At 63.1% G+C, this 17854-nt stretch carries 18 protein-coding genes and 2 tRNA genes; 12 read left to right on the plus strand and 8 right to left on the minus strand.

The window, feature by feature from the left end; all coding sequences use genetic code 11:
• Positions 1-21: 21 nt before the first annotated feature.
• Positions 22-1050 (minus strand): amino acid ABC transporter substrate-binding protein, encoded by a 1029-nt coding sequence (locus tag PZ895_RS11675; protein ID WP_275839164.1) that lies wholly within the window; start codon positions 1048-1050, stop codon positions 22-24.
• Positions 1051-1387: 337 nt separating this feature from the next.
• On the opposite strand from PZ895_RS11675, the gene PZ895_RS11680 reads away from it, so the two are divergent.
• Positions 1388-2554 carry a cystathionine beta-lyase gene (locus PZ895_RS11680; RefSeq protein ID WP_275839165.1) on the plus strand — a complete coding sequence of 389 codons (1167 nt, stop codon included), beginning with the start codon at positions 1388-1390 and terminating at the stop codon, positions 2552-2554.
• Between the two features lie 205 nt (positions 2555-2759).
• On the opposite strand, the gene PZ895_RS11685 is transcribed toward PZ895_RS11680, so the two are convergent.
• Both PZ895_RS11685 and PZ895_RS11690 read right to left on the minus strand, forming a co-directional pair.
• Positions 2760-2912 carry a hypothetical protein gene (locus PZ895_RS11685; RefSeq protein WP_275839258.1) on the minus strand — a complete coding sequence of 51 codons (153 nt, stop codon included), beginning with the start codon at positions 2910-2912 and terminating at the stop codon, positions 2760-2762.
• Between the two features lie 66 nt (positions 2913-2978).
• A complete protein-coding gene (locus PZ895_RS11690; protein ID WP_275839166.1) occupies positions 2979-3707 on the minus strand; it encodes a class I SAM-dependent methyltransferase in 729 nt (242 codons plus the stop codon).
• 600 nt (positions 3708-4307) lie between these two features.
• Between PZ895_RS11690 and PZ895_RS11695 the strand changes: the two genes are divergently transcribed.
• The 3 genes from PZ895_RS11695 to PZ895_RS11705 all read left to right on the plus strand — a co-directional run bounded on the left by PZ895_RS11695 (position 4308) and on the right by PZ895_RS11705 (position 4807).
• Positions 4308-4384 (plus strand) — tRNA-Pro (locus PZ895_RS11695).
• 24 nt (positions 4385-4408) lie between these two features.
• Entirely contained in the window at positions 4409-4714 is a 306-nt protein-coding gene (locus tag PZ895_RS11700) for an ETC complex I subunit (RefSeq protein ID WP_275839167.1), read from the plus strand.
• A 16-nt stretch (positions 4715-4730) separates the two neighbouring features.
• Positions 4731-4807, plus strand: a tRNA-Arg gene (locus PZ895_RS11705).
• Between the two features lie 2 nt (positions 4808-4809).
• Here the strand turns inward: PZ895_RS11705 and PZ895_RS11710 are convergent.
• From PZ895_RS11710 to PZ895_RS11720, 3 genes are all read right to left on the minus strand, one after another.
• A complete protein-coding gene (locus PZ895_RS11710; protein ID WP_275839168.1) occupies positions 4810-5019 on the minus strand; it encodes a hypothetical protein in 210 nt (69 codons plus the stop codon).
• A 99-nt stretch (positions 5020-5118) separates the two neighbouring features.
• Positions 5119-5796, minus strand: a complete 678-nt coding sequence (gene hdaA, locus PZ895_RS11715) for a DnaA regulatory inactivator HdaA (protein ID WP_275839169.1) — start codon at positions 5794-5796, stop codon at positions 5119-5121.
• Between the two features lie 4 nt (positions 5797-5800).
• A complete protein-coding gene (locus PZ895_RS11720) occupies positions 5801-6880 on the minus strand; it encodes an AI-2E family transporter (protein ID WP_275839254.1) in 1080 nt (359 codons plus the stop codon).
• 247 nt (positions 6881-7127) lie between these two features.
• Here PZ895_RS11720 and purM point away from each other — a divergent pair, with 247 nt between their 5' ends.
• Together purM and purN are read left to right on the plus strand one after the other, a co-directional pair.
• Positions 7128-8192: a phosphoribosylformylglycinamidine cyclo-ligase gene (gene purM / locus PZ895_RS11725; protein WP_275839170.1), complete on the plus strand. Its 1065-nt coding sequence runs from the start codon at positions 7128-7130 to the stop codon at positions 8190-8192.
• On the plus strand, positions 8189-8899 hold the full coding sequence (gene purN, locus PZ895_RS11730) for a phosphoribosylglycinamide formyltransferase (protein ID WP_275839171.1): 711 nt from the start codon (positions 8189-8191) through the stop codon (positions 8897-8899). The genes purM and purN overlap by 4 nt, the downstream gene beginning before the upstream one ends.
• On the opposite strand, the gene PZ895_RS11735 is transcribed toward purN, so the two are convergent.
• Entirely contained in the window at positions 8900-11005 is a 2106-nt protein-coding gene (locus PZ895_RS11735) for a molybdopterin oxidoreductase family protein (RefSeq protein WP_275839172.1), read from the minus strand.
• A 99-nt stretch (positions 11006-11104) separates the two neighbouring features.
• Between PZ895_RS11735 and PZ895_RS11740 the strand changes: the two genes are divergently transcribed.
• The 4 genes from PZ895_RS11740 to PZ895_RS11755 all read left to right on the plus strand — a co-directional run bounded on the left by PZ895_RS11740 (position 11105) and on the right by PZ895_RS11755 (position 13777).
• Positions 11105-11965: a 23S rRNA (adenine(2030)-N(6))-methyltransferase RlmJ gene (locus tag PZ895_RS11740; RefSeq protein ID WP_275839173.1), complete on the plus strand. Its 861-nt coding sequence runs from the start codon at positions 11105-11107 to the stop codon at positions 11963-11965.
• Positions 11966-12023: 58 nt separating this feature from the next.
• On the plus strand, positions 12024-12473 hold the full coding sequence (locus PZ895_RS11745; protein WP_275839174.1) for a hypothetical protein: 450 nt from the start codon (positions 12024-12026) through the stop codon (positions 12471-12473).
• Complete coding sequence (locus PZ895_RS11750; RefSeq protein ID WP_275839175.1) at positions 12445-13110, plus strand: ribonuclease T2; 666 nt, start codon at positions 12445-12447, stop codon at positions 13108-13110. The genes PZ895_RS11745 and PZ895_RS11750 overlap by 29 nt, the downstream gene beginning before the upstream one ends.
• Before the next feature lie 70 nt (positions 13111-13180).
• Positions 13181-13777 (plus strand): glutathione S-transferase family protein, encoded by a 597-nt coding sequence (locus PZ895_RS11755; protein WP_275839176.1) that lies wholly within the window; start codon positions 13181-13183, stop codon positions 13775-13777.
• 57 nt (positions 13778-13834) lie between these two features.
• Here the strand turns inward: PZ895_RS11755 and PZ895_RS11760 are convergent, their stop codons facing one another.
• Complete coding sequence (locus PZ895_RS11760; RefSeq protein WP_275839177.1) at positions 13835-14500, minus strand: outer membrane protein; 666 nt, start codon at positions 14498-14500, stop codon at positions 13835-13837.
• Between the two features lie 438 nt (positions 14501-14938).
• On the opposite strand from PZ895_RS11760, the gene PZ895_RS11765 reads away from it, so the two are divergent.
• On the plus strand, positions 14939-15718 hold the full coding sequence (locus PZ895_RS11765) for an SDR family oxidoreductase (protein WP_275839178.1): 780 nt from the start codon (positions 14939-14941) through the stop codon (positions 15716-15718).
• Complete coding sequence (gene uvrC, locus PZ895_RS11770; RefSeq protein WP_275839179.1) at positions 15715-17769, plus strand: excinuclease ABC subunit UvrC; 2055 nt, start codon at positions 15715-15717, stop codon at positions 17767-17769. Before PZ895_RS11765 ends, uvrC begins: the two co-directional genes overlap by 4 nt.
• Positions 17770-17854: the final 85 nt, after the last annotated feature.

Below are 17854 nucleotides of genomic sequence, written 5' to 3' on the forward strand. Positions count from 1 at the left end.
CCGAAACCAGTCCGAACCTGCTTAGCGCAGCGGCGGTGCGTACTGCAGACCGCCGTCGGTCCAAAGGGCATTCAGTCCACGCGCGATGGCAAGCGGGCTGCCGGTGCCGATGTTGCGGTCGAAGACTTCGCCGTAATTGCCGACTTCACGAACGATGGCCTGGACCCAGTCGTTCTCGAGGCCAAGGCCCTGACCGATGGTCGACTCGTCTTCCAGACCGAGCACGCGACGCACTTCCGGGCTCTCCGAAGAGAGCATCTCTTCGAGGTTCTCGGACGTAATGCCGAGTTCCTCGGCCTGAACCATTGCGAAAAGAGTCCACTTGACGATGTTGAACCACTGCTCATCGCCCTGGCGAACGGCAGGTCCGAGCGGCTCCTTGGAGATGATCTCCGGCAGAACGACGTGCTCGTCCGGGTTGGCGAGCGTCAGGCGAAGCGCGTAGAGGCCCGAGGCATCGGTCGTGTAGGCGTCGCAGCGGCCAGCCTCATAGGCGGCGTTGGTCTCTTCGAAGCCCTGGAAGACGACCGGGTTGTATTCCATGTTGTTGGCGGCGAAATAATCGGCCAGGTTGAGTTCGGTCGTCGTGCCGGACTGCACGCAGATCGCCGCGCCCGAAAGCTGGAGCGCGGAGTTGATGTCCGGCAGCGCGGTCTGGTTGATCATGAAACCCTGGCCGTCATAATAGTTCACGCCGGCGAAGGTCAGGCCGAGCGTCGTGTCGCGCGTCAGCGTCCAGGTCGTGTTGCGTGCGAGCAGGTCGATTTCGCCCGACTGCAGCGCGGTGAAGCGTTCGGTCGCATTGGTCGGCGTGTACTGCACGGAATCGGCGTCGCCGAAGACGGCAGCGGCAACGGCGCGGCACATGTCGACGTCGAAGCCGGTCCACTCGCCGGCATCATCGGGGGCGGCAAATCCGGCCAGGCCGGTGTGAACGCCGCACTGCACGAAACCCTTCGCCTTGACGTCGTCGAGGGTCGCAGCCGAAGCGGTCGATGCGCCGAGCGCCATCACCGCACCACCGAGAATTCCCACCATAAACTTGTTCATTGCCCACTTACCCTCTTGTTTTCGAAGCATGTTCCTTATGCTCCGTCTTGTTTTTGTCCGGAAGCCGCTGGAGCGGCCACATGCGCCGTCTTGATTTGAGGCGACACCTGCCCCTGCCCCGTCTCCCATTCACAGCGGCCATCGAAGGCCATAAATTTTGCTGGGTCAAGCCTGAAAGCGCCAGTGGACCTATCGGCCTGCCATCATTCGGCCATCTTCCCCAACGTCGCCCCGGCCCGGATCCCTGCCCAGCGGTTGAGCAGCCTTGCTGCGCTGCACCGGATCGGGCAGGCTCGCATCGATCCAATCAAGACTTGAAATCCAACGGTGGAAAAGCATGACGAACGACACGCCCCGGCAGGGCATCAACACCCGTCTCGCCCACGGCGGGCACAACCCGCGCGATTATTTCGGCTTCGTCAATCCGCCGGTCGTTCATGCGTCGACCGTTCTCTTCCCCGATGCCGCGACCATGGCCTCGCGCAATCAGAAATATACCTACGGAACCCGCGGCACGCCGACTTCGGACGCGCTCTGCCACGCCATCGACGAACTCGAAGGCGCGGCAGGCACCATCCTGGTTCCCTCGGGGCTGGCGGCGGTGACGATGCCGCTCCTCGCCTTCCTGTCGGCCGGCGACCATGTGCTGATCGTCGATTCGATCTACAATCCGACGCGCCGCTTCGCCGACACGATGCTGAAGCGCCTCGGCATCGAGGTCGAATATTATGCGCCGCGCATCGGCGCCGGCATCGCGAAGCTGATGAAGCCGAACACGAAGGTCGTCTTCACCGAAGCGCCCGGCTCCAACACATTCGAAATGCAGGACATTCCCGCGATCGCGAAAGCCGCCCATGCCGGCGGCGCGATCGTGATGATGGACAACACCTGGGCGACGCCGCTCTATTTCAAGCCTCTCGACCATGGCGTCGACATCTCCATTCACGCCGCGACGAAGTATCCGGCCGGCCATTCGGACGTCCTGCTCGGCACCGTCTCTGCCAACGCGGACTGCTGGGAACAGCTTTGGGACACGTATCTGACCATGGGCGTGTGCTCGGCGCCGGACGACGTTTACCAGGTGCTGCGCGGCCTGCGCACCATGGGCGTGCGGCTCGAACGCCACCAGCAGAGCGCGCTGGAGCTTGCCCGCTGGCTGGAAACCCGCGACGAGGTCGCGCAGGTGCTGCATCCGGCGCTCGAAAGCCATCCCGACCACGCCATCTGGAAACGCGACTTCTCGGGATCCAGCGGCATCTTCTCGATCGTCCTTAGATCGGGCGGCGAGCGTGAAGCGCACGCCTTTCTCGATGCGTTGAAGATCTTCGGCCTCGGCTATTCCTGGGGCGGCTATGAAAGCCTTGCCGTCCATGTCAACCTTTCGGACCGAACGGTCTCGAGGGTCGACTATCCCGGCCCCGTCCTGCGCCTACAGATCGGTCTCGAGGACGTTGCCGACGTCAAGGCCGACATCGAAGCGGGGTTCGCGGCGCTGAAGGCTTGAGAATCCCGCGCATTGTCGTATTTCCCCTTGCGAATGGCCTGCCGACACACTAGGCAGGCTGCGTCCGCAGTGATCGTCGGAGCGTAGCGCAGCCTGGTTTGGAAAAGGTGGGCCCACCTCCAAAACATCGACAATCCAATCACTTAGAACAGTATCACACGTCATTACCGGTAGATTGCGTGGCTTTTTTAGCGCGAGCGGTGTATTAAACGCAAAAAGCGACCCGCGATTTCCGAAGAGACAGCGAGCCGTTGTGCCCGTAGATGATGTTATATCCTTCGCGGCCTTCCGTACCGACTTCGATCTCCAGAACGAAGTCGAGCAGAATCGCCGCTCCGGCGGGAGCGGTTCTGTCCATCGGTATTCCCTTCCAAAAAAGGCTTGCCGAAGCGAGCCCCCCATTTTCAGCGCTGATGCGGTAATTTCATGGACGCCGAAGGATGGCAACGACCTCTTCGCCGCACTCATCATCTTTCTTACGCGCAAGAGAGGACATCAAAACCACGCCAGGAAAGGCCAACTTCGCAATTAGCGAATGGAAGGTGCCTCGTCGGCCCGAGCCGCCCGACGCCGCTTTGAGTCTTGCACTTTCGAAATAGATGCCTTGCAGCATCGCGTTCGCAGACGTGATTTCCTCAACTTCAAATCCTGCTCGTTTGGCCACCGCACGTAATGACGGGACGGTGAAAATATTGAGATGCCTTGGCGGCTCCAAGCCTCGCCAATTATCGCCAAATCGCCTTGCCAGGCGGCTGTTCGAATTGGGCGTCCGAATGATGGCCACGCCTCCGCATTTGATTTTTTCATACGCCGTTTTCAAGAAAGCAAGCGGATCGGGAACATGTTCGATCACATGGTTCAAAAGAAGATTGTCGTAGGGACCATCGGACACTTCTTCAATCGTTGAAACGCGGGCGTCAATGCCGTTTGATTTCGCGGCCTCAATCGCCTTGGGGTCAAAATCAATGCCGACGTTCCGGCCAGACTTTGTTTTCTGCAGTTCCTTCAGGAGATTGCCGGAGCCGCAGCCGACATCCAGAACGCTTCCCGACCGACCTTGCATGTCCATCAAGCGCCATCGATCAATCTGACTGCCTAGCCGGTCAGGCAATCCGAAGACTACAGTCAGGCTTTGATAGACGCGTGCCCTCATGCTTTTCGGGAAAATGGGCGAGTCGGCATGTGTGGAATATGACGCGTACAGAGACAAAAGATCTTCTTCCCGAGTAGGCGGAGAAACAAAAAGGTGCTGACAATCTCCCCTAAGACACCGGTAATATGTGGCTGTAGGCGCCGCATCATATTGCCTGTCCCTCATGTCTTTGAAAGCCAGTATTGCCTTTTGCCCACAAATCGGGCACGCGTTATCCCCTGTCATCAATGCCTCTCCATACGCAAGCTTCATGCAGCCGACGGTAGGAAGATTAGTCAAGGAAAATATTTAGGCCAATGCTCTGACGACGGGCCCTCAAACCATGTCGCAGCGACGTTGCCGCATGTTCGCAGATAGCGTTGCGCATGTGACGGCTTTGCCGGAGAAATGCTCTTCGGAAAGGGCTATGGCGTGTTGGAAGAGCGCGACCAGCCCAATGCAGCGGCCAAAAACGCGACGAACTGATGCGATCCGTGGCACTTTGCATGGGACTCTTGGTTCCCGTTGGCGCCACAAGGTGCCGTTCGTCCCCCTCTTCCAATTTTCAGGGTTGCGCCCAGGATGGGCGAACTCTATACGGCGCAAGGCCTCGCAAGGTCACGGAGCGTAGCGCAGCCTGGTAGCGCATCTGGTTTGGGACCAGAGGGTCGCAGGTTCGAATCCTGCCGCTCCGACCATGCGGCCAGAACGGAGACCAATCGATGTCCGCACGCATCTTCAGCCCCGCCAAGACGGCCATGCAGTCCGGCAAGGCCAAGACCGGCTTCTGGGTTCTCGAATTCGACCCCGAGCAGCCGCGCAAGATCGATCCGCTGATGGGCTACACCTCGTCGGGCGACATGAAGAGCCAGATCCGCTTGACCTTCGAGACCCAGGAAGAAGCCGTCGCCTATGCCCGGCGCAACGGCATCGCCTTCCGCGTTCAGGAACCGAAGGACGCGCGCCGCCGGCAGATTTCCTATGCCGAGAATTTTCGCTACGATCGCAAGATTCCCTGGACGCACTGAGCCGTTCGCCGTTTCAGGTCCCGTAGCTCAGTTGGATAGAGCACCGGCCTTCTAAGCCGATGGTCGCAGGTTCGAATCCTGCCGGGATCGCCACTTCACCGCTGCAAAGCCTGACGGGCGAGCGTCTTCAACTCGTCCTCGTCGTCGATGCCCGCCAGATAATAGCCAAGGATGCGCGAGGCGCGCGCCTCACGGTCGCTCTCGTTTTCGCCGGACCGCTCGGTCGCGTCGAAAACGCGGGACAGCAATGCCAGTTCGGCAGGGGAAATGATCCCTGCTTCTTCCGCCTTGCGATGCAGCGGCATTGTCGCCTCCATGGTCATATCCACAGAGTATTCGAAAATCGCCCGCGCGCAACAGGATCGGCGGCTCGAAGCGTGCCCTCCGACGCCCGAAAGAACGGTTCATCGCTCTCCCAGCAACTCCGCGGCAAGCGCGCGCGTAATGCGCGACTTGCGCGCCAGCGCGGCCGCGTCGAGACGCTCGACGACGGCATTCGCACTTTCGAACGACCGCTCCATGCGCTTGACGACATACTGGATGACGGCAGGATCGACATCGACCTGACGGTCGGCGAAAAGCTTGGTCAGAACGCCGGCAAGAAGCATGTCGTCCGGCGCACCGATCTCGACGATGGAAGCTGCGCGCAGTCGCGAGACGAGGTCCGCAAGACCGATCGGCCAGGAGACCGGGCGCGTCGCCGCCGTCATCAGGAGATGCCTACCGGACGCACGCACCGCGTTGATCAGGTGGAACAGGCCGGTCTCGTCGATTGGAGCCCGATCCGCATCGTCGACCAGGATGGGCCCGCGCTCGGCCCAGTCGAGCGCCTCGGCGCCGATGCCTGCGATGGAGAGCGAGGCGGCGCCGGTCATTTCCTGCCAGGCGGCGGCCAGATGCGTCTTTCCGGCCCCGCGCGGGCCGACGATCACCACGACCGGAGCCGGCCAGTCGGGATAGGAATCGATCAGATGCAGCGCGGACCGGATCGACGCGCCCGGCACGAGGTCGTCGCGGCTCCTCGCCGGCCGATGCGCGAGATCGAGCGGAATCTGGAGGGGTCGTCGGGGCGCAAGCGTCACGCGATCAGACCCGGTCGAGCGGCTTTTGTCCGCCGCTGTAAAGCGGAGATGCCTCGTAGCGGCCGATCGCGAAGCGGACCAGAACGGCAACGGCCGCCGCCGCCGGAACTGCGATCAGAAGGCCGACGAAGCCGAACAGATAGCCGAAGGCGAAGAGCGCGAACATCAGCCAGACCGGATGCAGGCCGACGCTCTTGCCGACGAGATTGGGCTGGAGAATGTTGCCTTCGATGAACTGGCCGCCGAAGAAGATCGCCGCCACCAGCGCGACCATGTGCCATTCGGGCCAGAACTGGACGAAGGCGACGCCGACCGAGAGCACGAGGCCGACCATCGACCCCACATAAGGGATGAAGGAGATGAGGCCGGCGAACATGCCGATCAGAAGGCCGAAATTCAGGCCGACGATCGTCAGGCCGACCGCATACATGGCCCCCAGGATCAGGCAGAGCGTGCCCTGTCCGCGCACGAATCCGGCCACCGACGCGTCGATGTCGCGGGCGATCTGGCGCACGGTCTCGACATTGTTTCGCGGCACGAGCTGGTCGACGCGGGCGACCATCTTGTCCCAGTCGAGAAGCATGTAGAAGGCGACCACCGGGGTCACGACGAGCAGGCCGACAATGTCGACGACCGCGCGGCCGCCGCTCCAGATCGACGCGAGCAGCGCCGCGACCACCCCGGACCCCTCGGAAAAGATGGAACCGATGCCCTCTTCCAGTCCGCCCGGCTCCATGCCGATGCGCGACGACAGCCAGTCGAAATCGAACGATGTGACGAGCGACTGCAACCGCGCGAAATAGTCCGGCACGCGCTCGATGAAGCCGGCAAGCTGGCTGGCGAGGACGGGAACGAGAACCGCAAGCCCGACGATCAGCAGAAGCAGGAAGGAGATCAGGATCAGCACCGTCGCCCAGATGCGCGACAGGCCGCGCCGCTCCAGCCAGTCGGCCACCGGATCGAGGAAATAGGCAAGGATCATGCCGGCGAAGAACGGCAGCAGAACGGAGGAGAAGATATAGAGGAACAGGACGAAGACGGCGACCGCAGCCGCCCAGAACATGGCCGGACGGCGCAGCGACATTCGCGACTGCACCGTGGCGGGCGTGGTGGCAGGCGTTGGCGTTTCCGTCGTCATGCGCGTCGTCATCCGCTGGTCGGGCAGGCTCACGACATAGGCGCGCTCGGTTGCGGTGGTCAAGTGGCGGGCAAGCGCGCCTTCGCCTTGCGGGAGAGGCGTGCTTCGTGCCAAGAGCGGGCACGGGCATTCGAAATTTGGACGGCATCCGCGCAGCCCATCGCACGAGCCGTTCCGGAGCGGAGTTTCGCAAATGAGCGACCAGAAGAACGGGCTCACCTATGCGCAGGCCGGCGTCGACATCGATGCCGGCAATGCGCTGGTGGAGAAGATCAAGCCGATGGTGCGCTCGACGCGGCGGCCAGGCGCCGATGGCGAGATCGGCGGCTTCGGCGGTCTGTTCGACCTGAAGGCCGCGGGCTTCACCGATCCAATCCTCGTTGCCGCGAATGACGGCGTCGGCACGAAGCTCAAGGTCGCCATCGACGCCGGCATCCACGACACGGTCGGCATCGACCTCGTCGCCATGTGCGTCAACGACCTCGTCGTGCAGGGCGCCGAACCGCTGTTCTTCCTCGATTATTTCGCGACCGGCAAGCTCGATCCCGACCAGGGCGCGGCCATCGTCTCGGGCATCGCCGATGGTTGTCGGCAGGCTGGCTGCGCGCTGATCGGCGGCGAGACGGCGGAAATGCCCGGCATGTATCGCGACGGCGACTACGATCTCGCAGGCTTCGCGGTGGGCGCTGCCGAACGCGGCCAGTTGCTGCCGACCGACGACATCGTCGAAGGCGACGTCATTCTCGGCCTCGCCTCCTCGGGCGTCCATTCCAACGGCTATTCGCTCGTCCGCAAGATCGTCGGACTGTCCGGCCTCGACTGGGATGCGAAAGCACCGTTCGACAAGAGCCGCACGCTCGGCGAAGCGTTGCTCGAGCCGACGCGCATCTACGTCAAGCCGATCCTCGCCGCGATCCGCTCCACCCACGGCATCAAGGCGCTGGCCCACATCACCGGCGGCGGCTTTCCCGAAAACATCCCGCGCGTGCTGCCGAAGGATTTCGCCGCCGAACTCGACCTCGACGCGATCGAAGTTCCCGCCGTCTTCTCCTGGCTTGCCAAAACCGGCGGCGTCGCGCCCGTCGAGATGAAGCGCACCTTCAATTGCGGCGTCGGCATGATCCTCGTCGTCGCGTCCGGACAGGCGGCACAGGTCGCCGCCGTCCTTCAACAGGAAGGCGAACACGTCATGACCATCGGCCGCATCGTGCCCCGACGCGAGACAGGCGTCGTCTATCGTGGACATCTCGACCTATGAGCATCACGAAAAAACGCGTCGCCGCCCTCATCTCCGGGCGCGGCTCGAACATGAAGACGCTGGCAGAGGCGGCTAGCGGACCACGCTCGACCTATGAGATCGTCGGCGTCATCTCAGACAAGCCGGAGGCGACCGGGCTCAATCACGCTGCCGCGCTCGACATCGAAGCACGGGCGATACCGCGCAACGACTTTTCCGACAAGGCGGCGCATGAAGCGGCCATCGACGCGCAGCTCAAGCGCTGGAACGTCGAGCTCGTCGCGCTCGCGGGCTACATGCGGCTTCTCTCGGCCGATTTCGTCGAGGGCTGGAAGGGCCGGATGGTCAACATCCACCCCTCCCTCCTGCCGCTCTTCAAAGGTCTCGATACCCACAGGCGCGCGCTCGACGGCGGCCTGCGCATCCATGGCTGCACGGTCCATTTCGTGACCGCCGAGATGGATGGGGGGCCGATCATCGCGCAGGCTGCCGTTCCCGTCTCGCCCGACGACAACGAGGACAGCCTGACGCGCCGCGTTCTCGCCGCCGAGCACCAGCTTTATCCGATGGCGCTCGACCTCGTCGCATCCGGACGCGCCCAACTCGTCGGCAACCGCGTCGCCTTCGACCATCTCGGCGCATCGAGCGAGCGCGAACGCATCCTATCGCCCTCGGTCGGACATGATGGCGAAGCCGATCTCGAATTGCTGGCTCGGTTTACACCTTAGCTACGGCGCCGGGCGGAGCCACACTTTGGTGTCGTGGAAGGCAGCGCCGCCATAGGGGGCGGCGGCGTCGGAGCCGGTGAGGACGTTGATGCCCTCGCCGCGCTCGTGCGAGCCGTTCGGCCAGATGCCTTCCGCGATTACCACGCCGCGCTTCACGCCGTCGAAAAACTTCGCGTTCAGAACGACTTCGCCGCGAGCGTTACCGATCTCGATGCGGTCGCCATCGGCGATGCCGAGGGAGGCGGCATCATCTGGATGCAGCATCAGTTCGGGCCGACCCTCCTTCTTGCGAGAGGTCGGCATTTCGGTGAAGGACGAGTTCAAAAAGGACCGCGCCGGTGAGGTCGCCAAGCGGAACGGATGGGCCGGATCGGCGCTCTCGATCAGCTCGACATGGTCCGGAAACACCGGCAAACCGGCCCAATTTCCCTGCAAACCGACCGATTTCGGCGGTTTATTCGGCGAAACCGTCGCGATCCAGTCCGGTTTGAACCGGAATTTCCCGCCGGAATGGCCGAATCCGTTCAAAAAATGAGCCGTTTCGAAGTCCGGCTGCATGTCCGACCAGCGTTCCTCGGAGAAGGTTTCGAAGGTGCCGAGGCCGCGCTTTTCGAGCATCCTGTCGATGTGCTGGCGCTCGGTCAGGCCGAAGCCCGGCAGGTCGGCGACGCCGAGGCGCTTTGCCAGTTCCTCGATGACGAAATGGTTGGTCTTCGGTCCTTCCGGCGCATCGACGACCTTCGGGCCAAGGATGATGTGGCTCTGGCCGCCGCCGCGATAGATGTCGTCATGCTCGAGGAACATGGTGGCGGGGATGACGACGTCGGCGAGCATCGCCGTGTCGGTCATGAAATGCTCGTGGACGGCGGTGAAGAGGTCGTCGCGCAGGAACCCCTGCTTCACGAGCCTCTGCTCGGGCGCGACATTGGCCGGGTTGGTGTTCTGGATCAGCATCGCGCTGACAGGCGGGCCGCCGTTGAGCGCGGAGGGGTCGTTGGTCAGGATCGGGCCGATGCGGGACTGGTCGAGATGGCGGATCCTCGGGTCGAGGAAGCGGCGGCCCTCCAACTCCGTCTTGTCGAGCTTGAAGATATCCGAATTGGAATGGAACGCCCCGCCCCCCTCATATTGCCAGGCGCCGGTGACCGCCGGAATGGAAAGCGCGGCGTGCATGTTGGCAGCGCCGTTCCGGCTGCGGGTGAAGCCGTAGCCGAGGCGGAAGAAGGTCCGCTTCGTCTCGCCGACGAGGCGGGCGAAGGTTTCGATCTCGGCGACCGAAAGGCCGGTGATCGATGCCGCCCAGTCGGGGGTCTTCGACGCCAGATGCGCCTCGAGCCCCTTCGGATCGTCGGTGTATTTTTCGAGATAGGCACGGTCGACGAAGCCGTCGCGGAAGAGGACGTGCATGACCGCGCAGGCGAGCGCGCCATCGGTGCCGGGCCTGAGGATCAGCGCCAGGTCGGCCTGCTTCATCGTGGCGTTGTCGTAGACGTCGATGACGACGATCTTCGCGCCGCGTTCCTTGCGTGCTCTCACCGCATGGGTCATCACATTGACCTGCGTGACCACGGCGTTGGTGCCCCAGATCACCACGCAATCCGACTTCGCCATCTCGCGCGGATCGACGCCCGCCAGGGCGCCCGCGCCCATGACCCAGCCGGTCCAGGCGAGATTGGTGCAGATCGTGTCGAAGAAGCCGGAATACTTCTTCGCGTGGCGCAGCCGGTGGATGCCGTCGCGCTGAACGAGGCCCATCGTGCCGGCATAATAATAAGGCCAGACGGTTTCCGAACCATGTCTCGCTTCCGCCACCTCGAACTTCTCGGCGATCAGGTCGAGCGCCGCGTCCCAGCTCGCCTCCTTCCATTTGCCCTCGCCTTTGGCGCCCGCGCGAACGAGCGGCTTCAGGAGCCGGTCGGGGTGGTGGATGCGCTCTGCGTAGCGCGCGACCTTGGCGCAGATCACGCCGGCCGTGTAGCTGTTGTCCTTCGCGCCGTGGAGGCGGCCGACCTTGCCATCGACGACCTCCACGTCGAGCGCGCAGGTGGACGGGCAGTCATGCGGACAGGCCGAATGGCCGATGCGGATCGGTGCGTGCTGGTTCATCAGCGGAACCTAGCCCAATTCGGTCCGAGCGTGTAGGTCGTGAACCCGACAAAAGAATTGATCCACCATGCGCCTCGACGCGATCGATCGGACCGAAACGTGAACTACCGCCACATCTATCATGCCGGCAATTTCGCCGATGTGGTCAAGCACATCATTCTTGCCCGCTCCATCGACTACCTGAAGCGCAAGCCCGGCGCGTTCCGGGTGATCGACACCCATGCCGGGATCGGCGTCTATGATCTTTCATCCGAGGAAGCGCAGAAGACGGGCGAGTGGAAGGATGGGATCGGCCGGCTGCTCGATGCCAATCTGCCCGATGACGCGGCCGAACTGATCGCGCCTTATCTCGACGCCGTCCGCGCGGCAAACCGCGCCGGTGGCCTGACCGCCTATCCCGGATCGCCCGCAATCTCGCGCCACCTCCTTCGCAATCAGGACAGGCTGACGGCGATCGAACTCCATCCGGCCGACGCCGAAACGCTGAAGATGCATTTTGCCGGCGACTTCCAGACCCGCGTCATCGAACTCGACGGCTGGCTGGCGCTCGGCGCGCATCTGCCACCGAAGGAAAAGCGCGGCATCGTCATCGTCGACCCGCCCTTCGAGCGCGAGGGCGAGTTCGATCGGCTTATCGACGGACTGGTCAAGGCGCATAGGCGCTGGCCGGGCGGGACCTATCTTCTTTGGTATCCGGTGAAGAATCGAAAGGCGGTCGCCGCCTTCCGTGAGGCGCTTCGCGAGGCGGGCATCGCCAAGATCCTCGACCTGTCGCTCGACATCCGCGCGCCGAGCCTGCCGGAGCGGCTCGACGGCACCGGGCTCGTCGTCGTGAACCCGCCCTACCCGCTCGAAGCCGAGATGAAGACCGTGCTTCCCGTGCTCGCGCGATTGCTTGGCAATGGCAAAGACGCAACATGGCGGGCAGAATGGCTCGCGGGCGAGCGAGCGCCATCTTGACCGAAATGCGGCGGTGGCGGACATTGCCGACTCATCGACCGCCTTCGGGAGACTTTCCATGGCCATTTCGTTTCGCCGCGCCGGCGCCGCCTTCTTCACGGCACTTTCGATCCTTGCCGGCGGCATGACGCATCAGGCGGCAGCAGCCGACATGGTTCGCGGCGTCTATGCGACCGATCCGGGCGTCTGCGGAAACGACAAGGTGCTCGGTGCGATCAGCAAGAAGTTCGCCTATCAGGTGCGCAACGTGCCAAACCTGCCGATGGTCGACATCGTCGAATTTCGCCAGATCCGCGAGAACCGCTACCTGCCGTCGCGTCCCGACTGGCCGATCGAGCGCCGCTACTGTATCGCCAATGTCCACCTGACCAACGGCCATATGCGCGACGTCTGGTATCTGATCGAGCATCCGATGGGCTTCGCCTCGATCGGCAGCAATGTCGAATTCTGCGTCCTCGGATTCGATCGCTGGAAGGTCTATGGCGGCAATTGCCGCGTCCTTCGTTAAACCCGATTTGAACGTTCCGTTCATCGGACTTCTTGGCGTCGGCCTTTTTCTGGCCGGCTGCGGCGCCGAGCCGGACGTAAAGCGCGCAACGACATTCGACTTCTACGTCCTGTCGCTCTCCTGGTCGCCAAGCTATTGCGCGGCGGAGGGTGGCAATGCCGATTCTCAGCAATGCGATGCAGATCGCGAACTCGGCTTCGTCGTTCATGGCCTCTGGCCCCAATTCGAGCAGGGCTGGCCGGAATTTTGCGATGACGATGCGCGCAACCCGTCACGCTCCGAAATCGAAGCCATCTCGGACATCATCCCTTCCGACGGATTGATCCGTCATCAATGGCGCAAGCACGGCACATGCACCGGTCTTTCCCCCGATGCCTATTTCGAGACGACCCGCGCGGCTTTCGGCGAAGTGAACCTGCCCGCATTGGAGCAGCGCCGTCTTTCCGCATCTTCGGTGCGCACGGCCTTTCTCGAAGCCAATGGCGGCCTGCCGGCGGATGGTCTGGCGGTGACATGCGCCGGCGGGCTTTTGCGTGAAGTGCGCATCTGCATGACCACGGATCTCGAGTTTCGCCCCTGCCCCGAGGTCGCCCAACGCTCCTGCCGCCAGAACGACCTTCGTCTCCCGGCTCCATGAACGAGATGTGATTGCCCACCCGGCATTGCTCGCATAGCTTGTCGGCAACCGATCGCATGGAGGTTCATGAATGCCGAGACTGCTTTATTCGCCCGCTTCGCCCTATAGCGCCAAAGTCCGCATGGCTGCCGTCCATACGGGATATGCGCTCGTTTCCGAAACGGTCGATACGAATGCCGACCCCGAAATTCTGCTGAAGGCCAACCCGCTCGGCAAGATTCCCTGCCTTATCACCGATGAGGGCGCGGGCATTCACGACAGCCGTGTCATCATGCAGTTCATCGGTCGAGAGACCGGCAACACGCTCTATCCGCGCAACGCCGCAAAGCGGCTCGAAGCCGAGCGGCTGGAGGCGATCGCCGACGGCATCTGCGATTGCCTGCTTGCCCATGTCTACGAACGCCGGTTTCGCCCGGAGGAGAAAATCCATCTGCCCTGGCTCGAGCGGCAATGGTCGAAAGCGACGCGGGCGCTCGACGAACTCAACGAGAACCCGCCAAAGCTGACGAAGAAGATCACGGGCGGGCATATCGCGCTGCGCGCGACGCTCGGATATCTCGCACTGCGCTTCGACGGCCAGTGGGAGCGCGGGCGCGCCAAGCTGACCCGATGGGCCAAGAGGTTCGACGAACGCTTTCCCGAAATTGCCGCCGAACTTCCGAAATAGCGCAAACAAAAAGGCCGGCAAAAGCGCCGGCCTTTCCGCATTCAATCGGAGACTGAATTAGAACTTCACACCAAGACCGACCGAAACGCGGTGGTTCTTGGAGTCGATCTCGGTCGTGCCGAGACCCGGAAGCGAATAGTCCTTCTTGCCGTAGTCCGTGTAACGGTACTCGAGACGGCCGAAGACCTGATCGGTCAGCTTGGCATCGACGCCGGCGCCGGCGGTGTAGCCGAGCGCGACGTTGGTGTCGCGGTTGCCCAGGTTGTCGGTGATGCGCTGACGTTCAGCGGCAAGACCAGCCGTACCGTAGAGCAGAATGTCTTCGGTGACGGTGACACCGGCGCGGCCGCGAAGCGAACCGTCGACCGTGGTGCGCGAGTTGAAGCCCGCAGCCTGACCGTCGACATCGGAGTAGTTGATGTCGGCTTCAGCACCATAGACGAACGAGCCGTTCTGCTGGTTGAAACCACCGAACGCACCGCCCATCCAGCCTTCGGTCTCGGCCGTGTCGCCATTGGCGCGGTTGCGGGTCTTACCGTTGAAGCCGTAGCCGAGGCTCACACCGGCATAAGGGCCGGACCAGGTGTTGACCGGAGCAAATTCCATCGGGGCTGCCGGTGCCGGCGGCTCCTGATAGACAACGTCGGCAGCAAGAGCCGGCGCCGAAGCAAGCATGGCAACGCCGAGAGCGAGAGCAGCGGGGCGATAGAAACGATTATTCATTCTTTTAACTCCTTAGCCGCGAGAACCAATACGCGGTTCCCGACTTCGAGACAGACGCTGAAACCTTCACGGGAGGCAAATGGTTCCCTGCGTCGACCGAGGCGAAGATCGTGTCGAAATGCGGCTGAACCCAAACTGAAAAAGGGTCATTCCCCGGCTGCAATATGGCTGCAATGTGACGTTGCATTCATGTCACACTAACGCCACCGGCCCCTGGTAACCCACTGTTTACTATACCATAAATAAAACAGGAGCAAGAGCACCCCGACCGGTTTCCGGGGTTGCATTTCTTCTCGCTCCAATTCGAGTCGGTCCGAATGTCGACACCGAGCATGGCTGTCGCCCTTGGCAGCATCGTCATGGGAAAAGCCCGCTGCGGTCTTCTGGTTTTATCCTTCGCCGCCTATATCTGGTGCTCCCTTCCCGGCAGACGAACGGATGATGCAGACCAATCTCAAAGCGGCGCCCCCAGTCGCACTCGTCACGGGCGGCGCGCAGCGCATCGGCAAGGCGATCGTCGAAGACCTCGCCGCGCATGGCTTTGCAGTGGCGATCCACTGCAACGGCTCACACGATGCGGCCGACCGACTGGCGGAAGAGCTTGCGCGAACGGGCGCGACATGCGCGGTGGTGCAGGCCGACCTCACCGACCGGAAGGCGTTCGCGGGGTTGATCGAAACGGCAGAAGCGAAGCTCGGGCCGGTTTCGCTGCTCGTCAACAATGCCTCGATCTTCGAGGATGACGGTGCCACCTATTTCGAATGGGGGGCGTGGGACCGCCATTTCGCGATCCACCTCGAAGCCCCTGCCATGCTCGCGCGGATGATGGCCGAACGCCTGCCGGTGGGAAGCGACGGGCTCGTGGTCAACATGATCGACCAACGGGTGTGGCGGCCGACGCCGAAGTTCTTCTCCTATACGCTTTCCAAATCCGCGCTCTGGACAGCGACGCGCACGCTGGCGCAGGCACTTGCCCCGGCGATCCGCGTCAACGCGATCGGACCCGGCCCGACCCTTGCCAATGCCCGGCAGGACGACGCCGACTTCCAGCGCCAGGTCGATGCACTCCTGCTGAAACGCGGGCCGGACCTGGCCGAATTCGGCCGGACGATCCGCTGGCTCTGGCAAGCCCCTTCGGTCACCGGCCAGATGATCGCGCTCGACGGCGGCCAGCATCTGGCGTGGGAGACGCCCGATGTCGCGGGGGTGGCCGAATGAAGCCGCCGACCCCGGAAAAAGGCACGACCGCCCTGAAGCGGGCCGAGCGCTCCAGAGGCGACGTCGCCGGCTACATGCCGAATGGCGACGACGAGGACGAGGAAACCGAAGCCGAGCCGCAGGCGGCCAGCACCGATCTCGGCATCGAATGGGATGGCGACCGCGGCGACGCGGAAGGCAAGACCGGCATCGACGTGATCCAGACGCTGGTCAAGCGCCTGCCGAACGCACCGGGCGTCTACCGCATGATCAACGCGGCCGGCGACGTGCTCTATGTCGGCAAGGCGCGTAGTCTCAAGAAGCGCGTGACGAACTATGCGCAAGGCAAGGGCCACACCGACCGGATCGGCCGGATGGTGCGCGAGACGGCGCATATGGAGTTCGTCGTCACCCGCACCGAGATCGAGGCGCTGCTGCTCGAAGCCAACCTGATCAAGCGCTTGCGCCCGCGCTTCAATGTGTTGATGCGGGACGACAAGTCGTTTCCCTATATCCTGCTGAGCCGCGATCATCGCTCGCCGGGCATCTTCAAGCATCGCGGCGCGCGGTCGAAAAAGGGCGACTATTTCGGGCCGTTCGCCTCGGCGGGCGCGGTCGGGCGCACCATCAATTCTCTGCAACGCGCCTTCCTGTTGCGCACCTGCACGGATTCGGTCTTCGAGAGCCGGACGCGGCCCTGCCTTCTCTACCAGATCAAGCGCTGCTCCGGCCCCTGCACCAACGAGGTCTCGCAGCCCGACTATGACGAACTCGTCGACGAGGCGAAGGCGTTCCTGTCGGGGAAGTCGTCAAAGATCGTGGCGGAAATCTCGAAAGCGATGCAGGATGCCTCGGCCGAACTCGATTTCGAGCGGGCGGCGATCTATCGCGACCGTCTGTCGGCGCTCAGCCATGTCCAGAGCCATCAGGGGATCAACACGCAATCGACGGACGAGGCCGACGTCTTCGCCATCCATCAGGAAGGCGGCCAGAACTGCATCGAGGTGTTCTTCTTCCGCACCGGGCAGAACTGGGGCAACCGCGCCTATTTCCCCAAGGCCGATTCCTCGATCGAGGCGGCCGAAGTGCTCGGGGCGTTCCTGGCGCAATTCTACGACGACAAGCCGATCCCGCGCACGATCCTGCTCTCGCAGCCGGTCGAGGAACAGCAATTGCTCGCCGAGGCGCTCGCAACGAAGGCGGGACGCAAGATCACGGTGATGGTGCCGCAGCGCGGCGAAAAGAAGGATCTGACCGACCACGCGCTGCAAAATGCCAGACAGGGGCTGGGGCGGCGGCTGGCCGAAACGTCGTCGCAGGCGCGGCTGTTGCAGGGGCTCGCCGAGGCGTTCGGCCTTGAAAGACCGCCGCGCCGGATCGAAGTCTTCGACAACTCGCACATCATGGGAACGAATGCGGTCGGCGCGATGATCGTGGCCGGGCCGGAAGGTTTCGTGAAGAACCAATACCGCAAGTTCAACATTCGCTCGACCGAGATCACGCCCGGCGACGATTTCGGCATGATGCGCGAGGTGATGGAGCGGCGCTTTTCGCGGCTGATCAAGGAGAGTGGAATTCCCAGTCCCGCAACCCAGGACGACGGCGACGAATTTCCGGCATGGCCGGATCTCCTGCTGATCGACGGCGGACAGGGGCAGCTTTCGGCCGTGCGCAAGATCCTCGGCGATCTGGGCATACAGGACGCCGTCACGACGATCGGCGTCGCAAAAGGGGTCGATCGCGATGCCGGCCGCGAGCGTTTCTTCATTCCCGGCCGGGACGCATTTTCCCTGCCGATCCGCGATCCCGTCCTCTACTTCGTCCAGCGCCTGCGCGACGAGGCCCACCGCTTCGCGATCGGTTCGCACCGGGCGCGGCGCAAGAAGGAGATGGTGCGCAACCCGCTGGACGAGATCGCCGGGATCGGGCCAGGGCGCAAGCGCGCCCTGCTCCACCATTTCGGCACGGCAAAGGCGGTGAGCCGTGCGGGCGTCGAGGACCTGATGTCGGTCTCCGGTATCTCGGCCGCCGTCGCCAAGACGATCTACGATCATTTCCACGAAAAGGGGTGACGGTCGATCACCCTATCGGCTTGACTTGCCCCACCCGTCCCGCGAACTTGCACGCAGCCCGGACGGTGCAGGTCCGACGCTCCAG

It is taken from the genome of Mesorhizobium sp. YIM 152430, assembly GCF_029210365.1.
Lineage (GTDB): Bacteria > Pseudomonadota > Alphaproteobacteria > Rhizobiales > Rhizobiaceae > Aliihoeflea.